Genomic DNA, 16458 nt, shown 5'->3' with positions numbered 1-16458 from the left:
TTTGCTTTAGCTCTCATTGATCCAAAAAGAGTGCCGCAAAGGCGGCAGATAAAGCCTTTTTAACTGAAAAAACATTTTACTGATAGCCCAATTTAAGGGATAAACAGCGCAAATTGAATAATGAGGAGGGCCAATGAGCCAATTCGAACTCGAACAAGGTGATCAACTGCTGCAACTGGAACTGGAACGTTACCCGCAAGATGAGGCGGCGACGCAGTTGCAGGCATGGGAAGCTGCGGACGAATATCTGCTGCAAACCCTGACCACCGACGCGCTCAATGGCCGTCCTGTCCTGATCTTTAACGACGCTTTCGGCACGCTGGCTTGCGCGCTGCAACAGTTCGAACCGACCAGCATCAGCGACTCCTTCATGAGTCAGCTGGCAACGCGCCATAACCTGCGTTTGAACCATTTCGACGAAAGCCGCGTCGCCCAGCAAAGCAGTCTGGTCCCACTGCCTATTAATCCGGGCCTGGTGGTTATCAAGATACCAAAAACTTTGGCTCTGCTGGAGCAACAGCTGATTGCCCTGCGCGAAGTGGTGACGCCGGACACGCAGATTATCGCCGGTGCCAAGGCGCGTGACATCCACACCTCCACGCTACAGCTGTTCGAGAAGATTCTTGGTCAGACTAAAACCACGCTGGCGTGGAAGAAGGCTCGCCTGATTCACTGCCAGCCGACTTTGCCTGCGCAAGCCGCCGAGCCTGTTACCACCGAATGGGCGCTGGATGACAGCGAATTTCGCATCACCAACCATGCCAACGTGTTCTCGCGCACCGGGCTGGATATTGGCGCGCGCTTCTTCATGCAACATTTGCCGGAAGGCATTGAAGGGCGGATTGCTGATTTAGGCTGTGGCAATGGCGTGATCGGCATGACCGCGCTGGCGCTGAATCCAGATGCAGAGATGCTGTTTGTCGATGAGTCATACATGGCGGTGGAGTCGAGCAAGCTGAATGTCGAAAATAACCTGCCGGAAGATATCAGCCGCTGTCAGTTTGAAGTGAATAACATGCTGGCCGGCGTTGAGCGCGAAAGCCTGCACGCCGTGCTGTGCAACCCGCCATTCCACCAGGGCACGGTGATCAGCGATGACACCGCGTGGCGCATGTTCTGCGACGCCAAGCGCTGCCTGCAAACCGGCGGCGAGCTGCGCATCGTCGGTAACCGTCATCTGGACTACTACCAGAAGCTGCGCCGCCTGTTCGGCAACTGCACCACCATCGCCACCAATCAGAAATTCGTTATTCTGCGCGCGGTGAAGTCGGCGGCTAGAGGGTAAGTTTTTAATTTTTAGAATGCCTTCTTGGTGAATTTCAGGATGAAAGCACTGAGAAGGTATTTCAGGAGAACGTTGTGGGAATTGATGTTTCTGCAAACAAGGATGTCACCTTTAATGCCACTCATGAGCACCGTGTCATCACGGCCATCCATTTTAATCCCAAAAAATCCAAAGTGGGGAAGAACCCGCGACTGGATATCTTCAGTATCTATACCCGTACTAAGCAAGGCGATGACCGCCGCGATGGTAACCCTTTGATTTACGGTTTGAAGAATATGCATGGTTTTACATTGAGCTATGCCAGCCTGCTTGAATTCAAACCAACGTTTTCAGCAATTGTTGATAAAACCCTCAACGGTTGGTCCTATCCCTATGTTCTCTCGATGCCGTCCTCTTCAAGGGTGGCTGAGCAGTTTGCGCGGCGTATAGCGCGAAAACTTGGCGCAGTTCTAATCAATAGTGCTTTCTCCAAAAGAACCGCCTCTGAGATCTTGGCGGACTACCATTCTCGCCATGTTGTTCCTAAAAGCAGACATAAGTCTGATGTGAATCGAGTATTAGCTGAACTGGCGAAAGTACCACCCAATACTCTGTTTTCAATGAAGAAAGTCGAAAACAATATCCGCGAATATTTCCGTCCGCTTAAGCTAAATCCGCATTTCGATTTTGCGCCCTTAGTGGGAGGAACGGTCATTTTAAGCGATGATTTACTTTCGACAGGAACAACGCTTTTGAATGCGCGAGATGCACTGCTTGAGGTCAAGGTGGCTTGTAACCAAGGGGTCTGTTTGTTGAGTGATTTATGAACGATGGTTTGCAATTAAGCCATGGCTGCCGTAGACTTCTTTCAGAGCCAACATACGCCCTTGGCTCTTTAAATATGAAGCAACTCGCGAGGGTTGTGGGTTCGCGCAGGCACTTTAGTGTTGGTCCAGTCGGTAAGCGACAAAATTAACACTTGATGAATGGCAGCGACATTCTCCAACTGGCAATGTTGTAAAAATGCATACTGGTGTCTGAAAACAGACTTTCAGTAGATTAAAAAGCCGCCGCAAGCGGCTTTTTTTTCGCCCTTAAATCGCCATCGCCAGTCTCGTTCCTTGATCTATCGCCCGTCGGGCGTCCAGCTCTACGGCCATTTCGGCGCCGCCAATCAAATGTACGACTTTCCCGGCTGCTAAAAGGGGAACCTGCAAGTCACGCTGCGGCTCCTGACCCGCGCAAATAATGATGTTATCCACCGCCAGACACTCCTCCGCGCCGTCGCGCACGATGTGCAGACCTTGGTCATCAATGCATTGATAGGTCACGCCGCTCCACATCTTCACGCCGCGTTGCAGCAGGCTGGCGCGGTGGATCCAGCCGGTGGTTTTGCCCAAGTTCGCTCCCACTTTGCTGGTTTTGCGTTGCAGCAGCACGATTTGCCGCGCCGCCGGTTCGGCTTGCGGGCCGTCGGCGCTCAATCCGCCGCGTTGGGTGAGGCTTTGATCGATGCCCCATTCGTGGCTGAAAGCGCGGCTGTCGAGACTGGCCGAAGGGCCGTTTTGCACCAGATATTCGGCGGTATCAAAACCAATGCCGCCGGAGCCGATGATGGCGACGCGTCGGCCAACCGGCTTTTTATCTCTGAGCACGTCGAGATAGGTCAGCACGCTCGGGTGGTCTATCCCCGGGATTTCGGGCAGACGGGGAAGTATGCCGCACGCCAAAACGATTTCATCGAAGCCATTGAGCTGGCTGGCATCCACTTTTTCCCCCAGACGCAGCGTCACCTGCAAAATAGCTAACTGGCGCGAGTAGTAGCGCAGCGTCTGGTAAAACTCCTCCTTGCCGGGAATTTGCTTGGCGATATTAAACTGCCCACCAATCTCACTGTTGGCGTCGAACAGGGTGACCTGATGCCCGCGACTGGCGGCCGTGATAGCGAAGGAAAGCCCCGCCGGGCCAGCGCCAACCACCGCCAGACGTTTGGCGTGCTGGGCCGGGATCAGCGGCATTTCGGTTTCGCGGCAGGCGCGCGGATTCACCAGACAGGAGGTGAGTTCGCCGACAAAAATCTGGTCCAGGCAGGCCTGATTGCAGCCAATACAGGTGTTTATCTCATCTGCGCGGCCCTGCGCGGCTTTCTGCACAAAGGCCGGGTCGGCGAGGAAGGGGCGCGCCATGGAGACCATATCCGCGCAGCCGTTAGCCAATAGATCTTCGGCCACCTGCGGATCGTTAATGCGGTTGGTGGTGATCAGCGGAATGTTCACCTTGCCCATTAACTTGCGCGTCACCCAGCTAAACCCGGCGCGCGGCACCATGGTGGCGATGGTCGGCACCCGCGCCTCGTGCCAGCCAATGCCGGTGTTGATGATGCTGGCACCGGCCTGCTCAATGCCTTTGGCGAGGGCTTCTATCTCCTCCCAGTTCGAGCCTTCTTCCACTAAATCCAGCATCGACAGGCGATAGATAATAATGAAGTGTGGGCCACAGGCCTGGCGCACGGCGCGCACTATTTCCAGGGCGAATCGCATGCGGTTTTGCGCATTGCCGCCCCACTGGTCGCTGCGCTGGTTGGTGCGCGCGGCCAAAAACTGGTTAATCAAATAACCCTCTGAACCCATGATTTCCACGCCGTCATAGTCGGCCTGCTGCGCCAGCGCAGCGCACTGGGCGAAGTCGGCAATCGTCTCTTCAATCTGTTCGTGAGTCAGCGCCAGCGGGGAGAAACGGTTGATTGGCGCCTGCAACGCCGATGGTGCCACGGGGTTAGGCTGATAGCTGTAACGCCCGGCGTGGAGGATCTGCAAGGCGATTTTCCCGCCAGCCTGATGAACTGCCTCCGTTACCACTTGGTGATGGGCGATTTGCTGCTGCTGGTTGAGCACCGAGCCACCGCGATAGACCACGCCCTGCACGTTGGGGGCGATGCCGCCGGTGACAATCAGGCCCACGCCCGCGGCGGCGCGCTCGGCATAGAAAGCCGCCATGCGCTGCGGCCCCTCTTTCAACTCTTCCAGCCCGGTATGCATTGACCCCATCAGCACGCGGTTTTTCAGCTGGGTAAAGCCTAAATCCAGCGGGGCTAACAGGTGAGGATAAAACGGCGCGTTGTGTTCGGTCATAAGTCAGACCCTTAAGTGGTCGGATGAGATAAGAGTCAATTTAGCCGCAGAACGCCAGATTGGAAAGGAGAGTGGTGCCGAATGTGATGCACTTCATAAAGATCATCCGATGTCGGAAAAACAACAAATAATGTCCATCGACGCTTATGCATTGAGATTAATTTATTAGCAGGCTTTGTCTTATGAAGAGTATTAAAAAGCATTTATTCCCTGTGCCAATAATTTCCCAACGAAATAAAAATAAGACCGTGGTTACCCCTATTTAATTTCTACCGGTTTATATAAAAGACATTATTTAAGAGTAATAAGATTATTTTTATAGTCGCGCTTCGAATCGATTCAGTTCAGGTGGTGGCTGGTCTAGGCTGGTGCTGCTTCACCCAACCTACCATTCCAACCTGGATATAAACTATGAATCTTATTGACCATACGGCATGCCGTCCATTCACCGAAGCTGGGCATTTATCACAAATAGCGGCCTATTATGAAGAGGGTCGAAATGTGATGTGGATGATGCTAAAAGCCTTCCCGCGCCCATGTTTTAATCAGCCTTTAATTGAAGACATTATGAAACTGACCTATGCGGCGAAAGCCTCGGGTCTGCGTTTTGATTTTTGGGTAACCGGATCGCTGGTGCCTAATATGTATAATGTAGGAGGAGATTTAAGCTTTTTTGTTGAGTCCATTCTCAATAATAAGCGTGAGGCACTGCGCGCCTATGCGCGAGCCTGCATTGACTGCGTACACGCCGCTGCGCGCGGCTTTGACGTAGGCGCCATCAGCCTGTCGATGATTGAGGGATCGGCGCTGGGTGGCGGTTTTGAGGCCGCGCTGGCGCACCACTATGTCTTAGCGCAAAACACCGCCCGGATGGGATTCCCAGAAATTGCCTTTAATCTGTTCCCCGGCATGGGCGGTTATTCGCTGGTTTCACGCAAAGCGGGAATGCGTCTGGCGGAGGAGCTGATCTCAACCGGCGAGTCGCACTCTGCGGAATGGTTTGAAAGCCGGGGGCTGGTGGATGTGGTGTTCCAGCCCGGCGAAGGCTTTCTCGCAACCCGTACTTTTATCGATACGATGCGACCAAAGTTAAACGGCATTCGGGCCATGCTGCGGGCGCGCCAGAGAGTGCTAAAGCTTTCGCGCTCCGAGTTGATGGATATCACGGAAGATTGGGTAGATTCAGCGTTTACGCTGGAGGAGAAAGATGTGGCGTACATGGAGCGTCTGGTGATGTTGCAAAACCGCCATACGGCTTCTCTGCGTAAATCCGGCTAGTCTGCTCATGATTGTCGTTAGCGCCGCCAGACGCTGTGACTGACGACTAGCGCGTAACGTTGTTCAAACTACCGGGTGAAGCAATTGCTTTCTGCACAAGCCAGTGCTCGAGCTCATCGGCGGGCATTGGTTTGGCAAACAGATAGCCCTGTTTGCTATCTACGCCAATTTCATCAATCAGCCGCTCTTCTTCATGGGTTTCAACCCCTTCGGCAACCACGGTCAATTGCAGGGTTCTTGCTACGGCAACGATAGCCCGGACCAGCGCCTGCGACACTGAATTATGATTAATACCGCGCACAAAGCTTTGATCCAGCTTGATGCAGTCCAGCGGGATCCGCGCCAGCTGCGACAGGGAAGAGTAGCCGGTGCCGAAATCGTCCAGATGCACTTCCGCGCCCAACTTATGCAGTTGATTGATCATGGTGACGGCCGCTTTTTCATCTTCCACCAGACAACTTTCGGTCAGCTCAAAATCCAGCATGCATTGAGTCATTCCGGCGTTTTGCATCGCCTCGGTAAAATCCGACACCAGCGAACTGCTGTTTAATTGGCGGCCTGACAGATTCACCGCCACGCGCAAATTCAGCCCTTTCTTCTGCCACTCGGTTGCCTGTCGGGTAGCGGTTTCGATAACCCATTTGCCTAGCGGCGCAATCAGTCCGGACTCTTCGGCGTAGGAGATAAAGCTCTGTGGCTGAATCACGCCGCGCTCAGGCGAGTGCCAGCGCAGCAGGGCTTCGACACTCTTTACTTCGCCATTGTTGGAGATTTTCGGCTGATAATAGAGCTTCAGCTGTTGCTCCTCGAGGGCTTTTCTCAGATTGGTGTCGAGCCACATGTATTCGGAAACTTTTTTGTTCATCTCCGGTGAGAACACGCAGTGCGCGTTTTTGCCCGCCTCTTTCGCCACGTACATGGCCGTATCGGCGTTGCGGATCAGGCTTTCTGCATCTGTTCCGTGCTGCGGGCAGACCGCGATGCCGCTTGAACAGCCGGTATAAACTTCGATTAACCCGATGCGGAAAGGGGCTTTGAGGCGGCCGAGGATCTGTTGGCTGATGGCTTCCAGCTTTTCGACCGACGCTTGGGTACTAAGAATAATGAATTCGTCACCGCCCAGTCGCGCCAGGGTTTCGGTGTCTTCTAAACAGCCCTGAATGGCGTGAGCCACCTCTTTGAGCAGACGGTCGCCAAACATGTGTCCGTAGGCGTCATTCACTTTTTTGAAGTTATCTAAGTCGAGATAAATCAGGCCGATAAAGTTGTCACCGCGCAGTTCCAGCGCGCTTTTCAGCTGGTCTTGCAGGGCGTTGCGGTTGGCAAGGCCGGTGATGAGATCGGTATTGGCTAAGACCCGCAGCCGTTCCTGCGCCATGCGCTCATCGGTGATGTCAGAGCCGGAGCAGATGAGGAATTTCTGCTGTTTTCCGCTGCCGCTGTGGACAAATTTATTGCGGAATAAGAACAGCCGCTGGCCTTTTACCGTGTTAATCCAGCGTTCTACTTCGTATGACTGCTCTTTTTGAAAGAAGCCGGTGATGTTCTGGCGAGAGGCGATGCCTTCTTCCATCGACATAAACATGTCGTAGGCGCTGCGGCCAATCACGTCCTGCTCGCGTAGGCCGGTGTACTCTTCGCTCAGACGGTTGAAGCGATGCACTTTGCCGTCTTGATCGATAATCACGATCACCGAGTTGGCTTCGGACACTACCTGTTCGGCGAAGGTCAGCCCCACTTCAAGGTCGTGCGCCACGGACGCGGTATCTTCGAAATCAGAGGCGGTGCCCGCCCAAACGTTGCTGTCTACCTTACGGCCAACCAAATAGAGACAAATCGGCACGCCGAACAGCGCGACGTCAATGGTGAAGCAAGAGGTGATGCCCGTCAGTTCGCGAATGCGCGCGGCTTGCAGGCTGGTGAGGGAAACGGCGACGTTGGTCACGCCCTGTTCCGCTGAGAGTTCTAATGCGTTGCTATCTGAACTTAACCGCCAGTAGGGGCGCGGTGTACCAAAATGCAGGTATAAAATGGAGTCATCTTGAGCGTCTTTCATGAAAGTTTCTCCGTGTCACCAGCAACCTGATCTGACAATGTTAAGCAACGTGCAATTAAAAGCGCGGGCCCTGAGAACAGAGGCCCGCTCTTGATTTTAGATGATTTTTATTACCAGCGATGGCGCTCCACGCGGCGCGCCATCACCTTCTCTGCGGCAGTTATTTCAGCAGGAAGCTACTTTGCTTCACATCCTGCGAATCCAATCCAATGAATACATTGAATTTGCCCGGTTCAGAGGCCCATTTGAGCTTGTCATTGAAGAAACGTAAATCTTTTTCATTGATCGCAAATGTAACGACTTTTTCTTCACCCGGCGCCAGATTTATTTTCTCGAAGTTTTTGAGCTCTTTAACCGGGCGGCTGATAGAGGCCGTCAGGTCACGCAGATAGAGCTGTACCACGGTCGCGCCGCTGCGTTTGCCGGTGTTTTTCACCGTCACGCTGGCAGTCAGTGGCTGCGTGGCACTCATGGTGGTCGAAGACAATGAAATATCAGAGACGCTGAACTGGGTGTAGCTCAAACCATAACCAAACGGGAAGAGCGGGCCATTGGTGATGTCGAAGTAGCGCGAGGTGTATTTATCTTCTCTCTGCGGATTCCGTGGTCGGCCAGTATTCAACTCGCTGTTGTATAACGGGATTTGACCAACAGAGCGCGGGAAGGTCATTGGCAGTTTGCCCGACGGGTTGTAGTCGCCGAACAGCACGTCTGCAATGGCGTGTCCGCCTTCTGTGCCGCTGAACCAGGTTTCTAGCATGGCATCGGCAATGTCATTTTCCCACGTCAGGGTCAGTGGACGGCCATTCATCAGCACGATCACCAGCGGCTTGCCGGTGGCTTTCAGCGCTTTAAGCAGGTCGCGCTGGCTTTGCGGAACGTTCAACTCAGTGCGGCTGGACGCTTCGTGCGCCATGCCCTGAGCTTCCCCCACTACCGCAACCACGACGTCGGCTTTCTCGGCGGTTTTCACGGCTTCATCAATCATTTCCTGCGCTGGGCGCGGGTCGTTAACCACCTGTTTCTCATAGGAGTTCAGGAAGTTGACGATGTCTTGATCGTTGGTGATGTTGGCGCCACGGGCATACAGCAGGGTGGCTTTGTCGCCAATCGCGTCTTTCATACCTTGCAGTACGGTGACGGTCTGGTTGGCTTTACCGGCAGCGGACCAGCTTCCCATGACATCACGCTGGCTGTCGGCCAGAGTACCAATCAGGGCGATGGTGCCTTTCTTCTGCAACGGCAAGGTTTCGTTCTGGTTTTTTAGCAATACCAGTGAGGTACGCGCCACTTCACGCGCCTCTTTGCGATGCAAACGGCTTTCGGCGTTGGTATCAACCGGGTCACTCGATGCCGGGCCAAGGTGGCGGTACGGATCGATGAACAGGCCCATATCCCACTTAGCATTCAGTACGTTACGCACCGCACGGTCAATCTCTTTGACGCTAACAATTTTGTCGGCCACTAAGCCTTTCAGGTACTTGCCGTACATGTCATCGGCCATGTCCATATCGACACCGGACTTCAGCGCCATCGCGGCGGCCTGACGGTCATCTTCGGCCACGCCATGTTTGACCAAGCCGCCGATAGCGCCGTGATCGCTAACGGTTAAACCTTTGAATTTCCACTGGTCGCGCAGAACTTGCTGCAACAGCCACGGGTTGGAGGTCGCCGGAATGCCATTCACCGAGTTCAGCGCCACCATCACGCCGCCCGCGCCTGCATCAAGCGCGGCTTTATACGGCGGCATGTAGTCGTTGAACATGCGCGTCAGGCTCATGTCCACGGTGTTGTACTCGCGGCCGCCTTCTACTGCGCCGTACAGCGCGAAATGCTTCACGTTGGCCATTACGCTGTCAGGGGCGGACGGATCGTTATTCTGATAGGCGCTGACCATTTCGTGGGCCAGGCGCGATGTTAAGTAGGTGTCTTCGCCAAAGCCTTCAGAGACGCGGCCCCAGCGCGGATCGCGGGTGATATCGACCATCGGTGAGAAGGTCATGTTCAGGCCATCGGCCGCGGTTTCAATGGCAGAGATACGCGCGCTGGTGGCGACGGCTTGCATGTCCCAGCTGGCGGCAAGGCCAAGGCTGATCGGGAAGATGGTGCGCTGGCCGTGAACCACGTCATAGGCGTAGAACAGCGGGATTTTCAGGCGGCTGTGCTGCACCTGATCCTGAATGCGGCGAATGTCAGGTTTGGTCACGGTATTGAACATACCGCCAACTTTATCGGCGCGAACGTCAGCCATAATGGCTTCTTTCGGGTAGTCGGGACCAACGCTGACTAAGTTAAGCTGGCCGATTTTTTCGTCCAGCGTCATTTGAGTCATCAGATGAGAGACGAAGGCATCCCGCTCTTTTGTCTGATTTTGGGGAATGCTCGACGCTTGCTCAGCAAACGACGAGGTAGAACCTGCTATTAACACCAACGCGCCAATCAGGTGATGCGTATTCATCGAATATCCTTCAGACAAAAAACATGCGGCTTAGGTTAAAACTGCTCCTAGCCAGAACGCGAACAAGGTAATGATCATTATAAGAAAACTATAGCGTGAGAATCTAATACGTCGCCTCAATTATTAGCAATCAATAGTTTTCTGCAAAAACGACTTATTGACCGCGAGCCGTCACAGCTCGCAATTTACGCTGAATTAGGAATTGATGTGCAAATACTGATACGAGATAGCGCGCAATTTCCGTTATTTAGGAATTTGCGCACAGTAATAAGTAGGGCGAGAAGACGTTACAACAGCGGCATGTCAGTTGGCGTTTTGCTCATGACGTCGAAGAACACGTCTTTGGAGACTGACCAGAATTGCGCAACGGCTTCGGCATTGTAGCTAATACCCATCAGGCTCATGACAAAGAAACAGGTCACGGTCAGGCCAATCCCGCTACAGACGAAGGCCATGACATTATGGCTGGACTGGCGGCAACGAATATTTAATTGGCTGGTGCAAAACATCAGAAACGCGCTCAGTAATTCCCAACGCATCATCATGAAACCTGCAGTTAACGTACCCATCGAACCTATTCCTCAACTGAATTAAGCACCTGAAATGCACCAATCCAAAGGCAGTCCTCGGGGGGGCTGAATACCGGGGTGGAGCAAGGAGGCGTAGAAATGAAAATGTGATTTGCGTCACATTGTAGCGAGGGTTAATTCGATGCGCAAAAAAAAGTCGATATAGGATTTGATCTTCGTCATTGAGCCATAAAAAAACCGCCCTTAGCGGCGGTTTTCGAGTGAAAAGGGAATGCGTCGAGCGCCATCAGGCACCGTAACCCATCACTTGCAGCAGGTGTTGCGCATGCTGCACGGCGTCCTGACGGTGGGTCACCCCCAGCTTCTGATACAGATTGCGAATGTGAGTTTTAATGGTGGTAGAAGCCACGGTCAGCTCGCCGGCAATCTGGTCATTACTGTAGCCGGAGTAGATAAGGCCGAGCACTTGCCATTCGCGCTGGGTCAGCGGGCTGGTGCGAATCAGCTCCGGCACCTGAGGATGGGTCAGTAATTTACTGACAAAGCCTTCGTCGAAATGGGCGAACTTGTGGCGATGGTGCTGGTTAATGTCGCGCAACACCTTCTGCGCCCGGCGCTGCTCCATCTCCGGCAGAAGATTTAACTGGATAAGCTGGCGCAACTGCTGCGCCATCATTTCGCCTTCGATAACAAAGTGGCTGACAAAACCCGTGCGGTTGGCTAATTCCAGCGCTTCAATCAGCACGCGCTGGGCTTCATTTTTGCGATCGGTGTGCCAATAGAGCAGGTTGCTGAGGATCAGATTGCGGTTGAGGTCACTGACCAGCTTCAGCTGGCGCGCGTAACCATTCAGCTCATCAATGATTTTTTCTGCTTCCTCATATTGACCCAGCAGGATGTGCACCCGGGCAATGTTGCGCCATTGGCCTTGCAGGAAGTGGTTATCCGCCATACCCGGTTTGGAGGTCTGGTTCAGCCAGCTGCGCGCCGCGTTTTTATCCCCGACCATCTGCCAGTAAATAACGCGCGGCTTATCAGTGTTGGTCAGCCAGTCAGTGTGATACTGCCCGCTCTGCAACAGGGCTTCGCAGCGCTGCAAATAGCGATGGGCATTGTCGAGATGCCCGCGCGCCAGCGAGCACTTCGCCAGCATCGCCAAACATTGCAACTGCTGTTGCGGCTGGAAGTTAGCCAGCACTTCCAGCCCTTCGCGCGCGGCGCTTTCGGCATCGTCGAGGCGCGCCCACGACCACAGCAGCTGTGAGCGCAGGCGCAGTAAGAATTCGTGCATCGGCAGCTGTTCGAGATGCTGCTCGCGCACCAGTTCGAAGGCTTTATCCTGCGTCTCGTAAGCCGCCTGCAAGAAGCCCTGAGCGATCAGAATTTCACTCTGCTGGAGCAAAGCCCACAGCGCGTAGTGATAGGCCTCATGGCGGCGGGCGATTTGCTCGGTTTGCTGCATCAGCGGCAGGGCGCGGGTCAAATCGCCTTTGCAGTGCTGGATCTCGCCGGTCACCGAGGTGGCAACAATGCGGCTGTAATAGCTTGAATAGGGAAGATATTTCAGCGCCTGCGCCGCCAGCTTCTCGGCTTTATCCTGCTTGCCGTCGTTGATGGCGACCTGCGCTCTCAGGGCGTCAAATTCGGCGCTGAGGGTTTTATCCATCTCGATTTGCTCGACCTGCATCTCGTTTTCGGCGCGCTCAAGCAGCATTTCTACTTCGCTGTAGCGGTGCTGGCTCTGCGCTAACCATGCCTGCAACAAGGCCAGTTTCGGGTTTTGAATCAGCCGCTCATAAGGCAGGGCGTTGAGACACTCTTCGAGCAGCACCAGCTCGCTTTGGTTGAACAGCGCCCAGGCGTGTTGCAGCAGAATGTCGCGCAGCATGTCGGTATCTTCGGCGCCCAGCGCGTGGTGAATGGCCTCGGCGGGGAAGCCCAGCGCCAGCCAACCTTCGGCCGCCAAACGGTGGATAGCCGGGAGTTCAGCCGCCAGTTCCCACTGGCAGCGCTGGCGCAGGAAAGTGGCAAACAGCGGGTGGAAGTTAAACCATTCGCCGGAATCATCCATTCGGTGAATGAATAGACCCTGACGCTCCAGCTCTTCCAGCCGGTGCTGGCCGTTTTCCGCGCCGGTCAGTTGCACAATCAGCGAATCATTCATTGAGCGCAGTAAAGAGCAGCGCAGCAGGAAGTCGCGGGTTGGCGCGTCCACGCGATCCAGAACCTCATCCACCAGATATTCGGATAGATGGCTGGCATTCAGCCCGGCAAGTTTTTTGGCCGACTGCTGGGCCGAGGCCGTCGAAGTGTGCGACTGGCGGGCGGAGAGGGCAATCAGCTGGAGCGCGGTGGCCCATCCGGCCACGTCGTCGCACAGGCGGCTGCTGTCGGCTTGCTCGATAGGGTCGGCCAAACGGCAATCAAAGAACTGCTGGGCTTCGGAATGGTTGAAAGCCAACTGTGCGGCATTCAGCTCCAGCAGTTGGTCGCGCACGCGCAAATTGGCAATGCCAAGCTGCGGCAGGGTGCGTGACAGCACCATTAATGTGAGGTTTTCCGGCTGATGGCGCAGGAAGAAGCGCATGCCTTCGTGAATGGCGTCATTGGAAATCAGGTGATAATCGTCAATCACCAGTAACAGAGGTCGATGCCAATCAGACAGCTCAACAAAGAGCTGCGCAAACAGGGCTGACAGGCTGGCGTATTGATGCTTCTGACTGAGTGCCTCGCTCTTGGCGCAGTGGCCGCCGGTCGCCTGTTGAATTGCGGCGATCAGGTAGCTGGCAAAACGCTCGGGCTGGTTGTCGCTTTCATCAAGCGAATACCAGCCGAGGTCGTTTTTACCCGCGGCCCAGTGGGCAACAAGCGTGGTTTTGCCGTACCCAGCGGGGCAAGCAACCAGAACGAGTCGGTAATTTTGTGCACTTGCCAATTTGGTTAAAAGGCGATCGCGCACCACCGTATTTTGCAGTCGCACCGGGCGACTCAGTTTCGAAGGGATCAGCATTTTTATAGATTCTTATGAACTGTAAGCAAATGAAAGGTGTGTTTATTTATTTTACAGCGCGTAATTAATATTATTCCTAAGGTCTGCCAATGCCGAAAGTATTGCAAGGCTGTTACATAATTACGTGTCGTTTAGTTGCTCTTGATCACAGTTTAGGCCCCTGTTTTTGGCCGAAAAAATCCTGATTACGCTACGCCCTTTTCCTCCTCCCTGTCTAATCCTTTACGGGATGATGCTGCACTTTCTACTTGGTTGCAGCATAGCCTTATTGTTTCAGCTTTTTACCCTACACCTACTCTACAAATACCCCATAGAGGGAGCTTATGTTGCCATCCACATTAGAGAAAACCCGGTTTGAACACGCCCTGACGCGCCAATGGCAGCGCTTTGGTTTACAGAGTGCCCAAGACATGACGCCGCATCAGTGGTGGCAGGCGCTGAGCGGCGCGCTGTCCGAGCAGTTAGCCGCGCAGCCCACGCCTGCCAAGACTCAACAGCAGCAGCGCCACGTAAATTATATTTCGATGGAGTTTCTGATTGGCCGTCTGACCTCCAACAACTTGATTAATCTGGGTTGGTTCGACACCGTCAGGGACGTGCTGAAAGCGCAGGGCGTAGAACTGGCCGATGTCCTCGAGCAAGAAACCGATCCCGCGTTAGGCAATGGCGGGCTGGGGCGTCTGGCGGCCTGTTTTCTGGATTCGATGGCGACCGTGGGGCAGTCGGCCACCGGCTACGGGTTGAATTATCAATATGGCCTGTTCCGCCAATCCTTTAGCGAAGGCAAGCAGCAAGAAGCGCCGGACAATTGGCATCGCGAGAGCTACCCGTGGTTTAGCCACAACAGCCACCTGTCGGTGGACGTCGGTTTTGGCGGCAAGCTACTAAAAAATGAGCAGGGACAGGAGCACTGGCAGCCGGCATTCACTCTGCGTGGCGAAGCGTGGGACCTACCGGTGGTGGGCTATCGCAACGGCGTTACCCAGCCATTACGTCTATGGCAGGCGACGGATGTGCATCCTTTTGACCTGACGCTGTTTAACGACGGGCAGTTCCTCAAGGCCGAGCAAAAGGGCATTGATGCCGCCAAGCTGACTAAAGTGCTCTACCCGAATGACAACCATCAGCAGGGCAAACGCCTGCGCCTGATGCAGCAGTATTTCCAGTGCGCCTGCTCGGTGCGGGATATTTTGCGCCGTCACCACTTCCTTGGACGCAAAATTGCTGAACTGCCTGATTTTGAAGTGATTCAGCTTAACGATACCCATCCGACCATCGCCATTCCCGAGCTGTTGCGCATTCTGCTCGACGAGCACCAGATGGAGTGGGACGCGGCATGGGCCATCACCAGTCGCACCTTCGCCTACACCAACCACACCTTGATGCCGGAAGCCCTTGAGCGTTGGGATGAGAAGCTGGTGCGCAGCCTGCTGCCGCGCCATTTCTCACTGATTAAGCAGATTAACGCGCGCTTCAAAAAGGTGGTGGAGAAGCAGTGGCCGGGCAATAAAGCCGTGTGGGAGAAGCTGTCGGTGCATCAGGACAAACAGGTGCGGATGGCGAACCTCTGCGTGGTCAGCGGCTTCGCGGTCAACGGCGTCGCGGCGCTGCACTCGGATCTGGTGGTGAAAGACCTGTTCCCCGAGTATCACCAGCTGTGGCCGCAAAAATTCCATAACGTAACCAATGGCATCACGCCGCGCCGCTGGCTGAAACAGTGTAATCCGGCACTGTCGGCGCTGATTGATGACAGCCTGAAAACCGAGTGGGTTACCGAGCTTGATGCGCTGCGCGGGCTGGAGAAATTCGCCGATGACGCCAAATTCACCCAGCGTTATCAAAAGATTAAGCGCGAGAACAAAGTGCGGCTGGCCGAGTATGTGCAGCAGCGTATGGGGATCACCCTCAACCCTGACGCCATTTTTGACGTGCAGATTAAGCGCCTGCACGAGTACAAGCGCCAGCATCTTAACCTGCTGCATATCGTGGCCTTGTACCGCCAATTGCGCGACAACCCGCAGCTCGACATGGTGCCGCGCGTGTTTCTGTTCGGGGCGAAAGCCGCGCCGGGCTACTATCTGGCGAAAAATATTATCTATGCGATCAATCAGGTGGCGGAGAAGGTCAATAACGATCCGATCGTCGGCGATCGTCTGAAAGTGGTGTTCATTCCAGATTATCGCGTTTCGGTCGCAGAGCTGATGATCCCAGCCGCCGACGTCTCCGAGCAGATCTCCACTGCGGGCACCGAAGCCTCTGGCACTGGCAACATGAAGCTGGCGCTTAATGGGGCGATGACCGTCGGCACGCTGGACGGCGCGACGGTGGAAATCGCCGAGCAGGTGGGCGAAGACAATATCTTTATTTTCGGCAATACCGTTGATCAGGTGAAAGCCCTCAAGGCTCAAGGCTACTCGCCGCTGCAATGGCGCAAAAAAGACAAATTGTTGCATGCCGTATTGAAGGATCTGGAAAGCGGCCTATTCAGTCACGGGGATAAATCCGCCTTCAGCCCGATGCTCGACAGCCTGCTTTCTGGTGGCGATCCCTACTTAGTGTTAGCCGATTTTGCTGATTATTGTCAGGCACAACAGAGAGTTGACGCGATGTATCGCGATCAGGCGGAGTGGACGAAGCGCACTATACTCAATACGGCCCGTGTTGGCATGTTCAGTTCAGACCGGTCGATCCGTGACTATCAGCAACGGATCTGGCAGGCGAAACGCTAAGG

The 16458-nt window shown here is 54.4% G+C and carries 9 protein-coding genes; 4 read left to right on the top strand and 5 right to left on the bottom strand.

All coding sequences use genetic code 11. From position 1 onward, the window contains the following. Positions 1 to 133: 133 nt before the first annotated feature. Together rlmG and ACT3RR_RS17045 are read left to right on the top strand one after the other, a co-directional pair. Positions 134 to 1285 (top strand): 23S rRNA (guanine(1835)-N(2))-methyltransferase RlmG, encoded by a 1152-nt coding sequence (rlmG, locus tag ACT3RR_RS17050; protein ID WP_496200806.1) that lies wholly within the window; start codon positions 134 to 136, stop codon positions 1283 to 1285. A 74-nt stretch (positions 1286 to 1359) separates the two neighbouring features. Further along, positions 1360 to 2091 (top strand): phosphoribosyltransferase, encoded by a 732-nt coding sequence (locus ACT3RR_RS17045; RefSeq protein ID WP_496200805.1) that lies wholly within the window; start codon positions 1360 to 1362, stop codon positions 2089 to 2091. A 267-nt stretch (positions 2092 to 2358) separates the two neighbouring features. Here the strand turns inward: ACT3RR_RS17045 and ACT3RR_RS17040 are convergent, their stop codons facing one another. After that, a complete protein-coding gene (locus ACT3RR_RS17040) occupies positions 2359 to 4395 on the bottom strand; it encodes an oxidoreductase (RefSeq protein WP_496200804.1) in 2037 nt (678 codons plus the stop codon). Positions 4396 to 4806: 411 nt separating this feature from the next. Between ACT3RR_RS17040 and ACT3RR_RS17035 the strand changes: the two genes are divergently transcribed. Further along, positions 4807 to 5673, top strand: a complete 867-nt coding sequence (locus ACT3RR_RS17035; protein WP_485902072.1) for a crotonase/enoyl-CoA hydratase family protein — start codon at positions 4807 to 4809, stop codon at positions 5671 to 5673. Between the two features lie 46 nt (positions 5674 to 5719). On the opposite strand, the gene pdeR is transcribed toward ACT3RR_RS17035, so the two are convergent. The 4 genes from pdeR to malT all read right to left on the bottom strand — a co-directional run bounded on the left by pdeR (position 5720) and on the right by malT (position 13727). Further along, entirely contained in the window at positions 5720 to 7729 is a 2010-nt protein-coding gene (gene pdeR / locus ACT3RR_RS17030; protein ID WP_496200803.1) for a cyclic di-GMP phosphodiesterase, read from the bottom strand. Between the two features lie 160 nt (positions 7730 to 7889). Next, on the bottom strand, positions 7890 to 10187 hold the full coding sequence (bglX, locus tag ACT3RR_RS17025; RefSeq protein ID WP_353500723.1) for a beta-glucosidase BglX: 2298 nt from the start codon (positions 10185 to 10187) through the stop codon (positions 7890 to 7892). A gap of 287 nt (positions 10188 to 10474) precedes the next feature. Continuing rightward, positions 10475 to 10756: a YjcB family protein gene (locus ACT3RR_RS17020; protein WP_353500724.1), complete on the bottom strand. Its 282-nt coding sequence runs from the start codon at positions 10754 to 10756 to the stop codon at positions 10475 to 10477. Between the two features lie 247 nt (positions 10757 to 11003). Beyond that, positions 11004 to 13727, bottom strand: a complete 2724-nt coding sequence (malT, locus tag ACT3RR_RS17015) for an HTH-type transcriptional regulator MalT (RefSeq protein ID WP_496200802.1) — start codon at positions 13725 to 13727, stop codon at positions 11004 to 11006. 323 nt (positions 13728 to 14050) lie between these two features. Between malT and malP the strand changes: the two genes are divergently transcribed. Continuing rightward, complete coding sequence (malP, locus tag ACT3RR_RS17010; protein ID WP_496200801.1) at positions 14051 to 16456, top strand: maltodextrin phosphorylase; 2406 nt, start codon at positions 14051 to 14053, stop codon at positions 16454 to 16456. The last annotated feature ends 2 nt before the right edge of the window (positions 16457 to 16458 follow it).

It is taken from the genome of Ewingella sp. AOP8-B2-18, from assembly GCF_052376015.1.
Classification (GTDB): Bacteria; Pseudomonadota; Gammaproteobacteria; order Enterobacterales; family Enterobacteriaceae; genus Ewingella; species Ewingella allii.
This window is presented reverse-complemented; position numbering and strand designations above follow the sequence as displayed.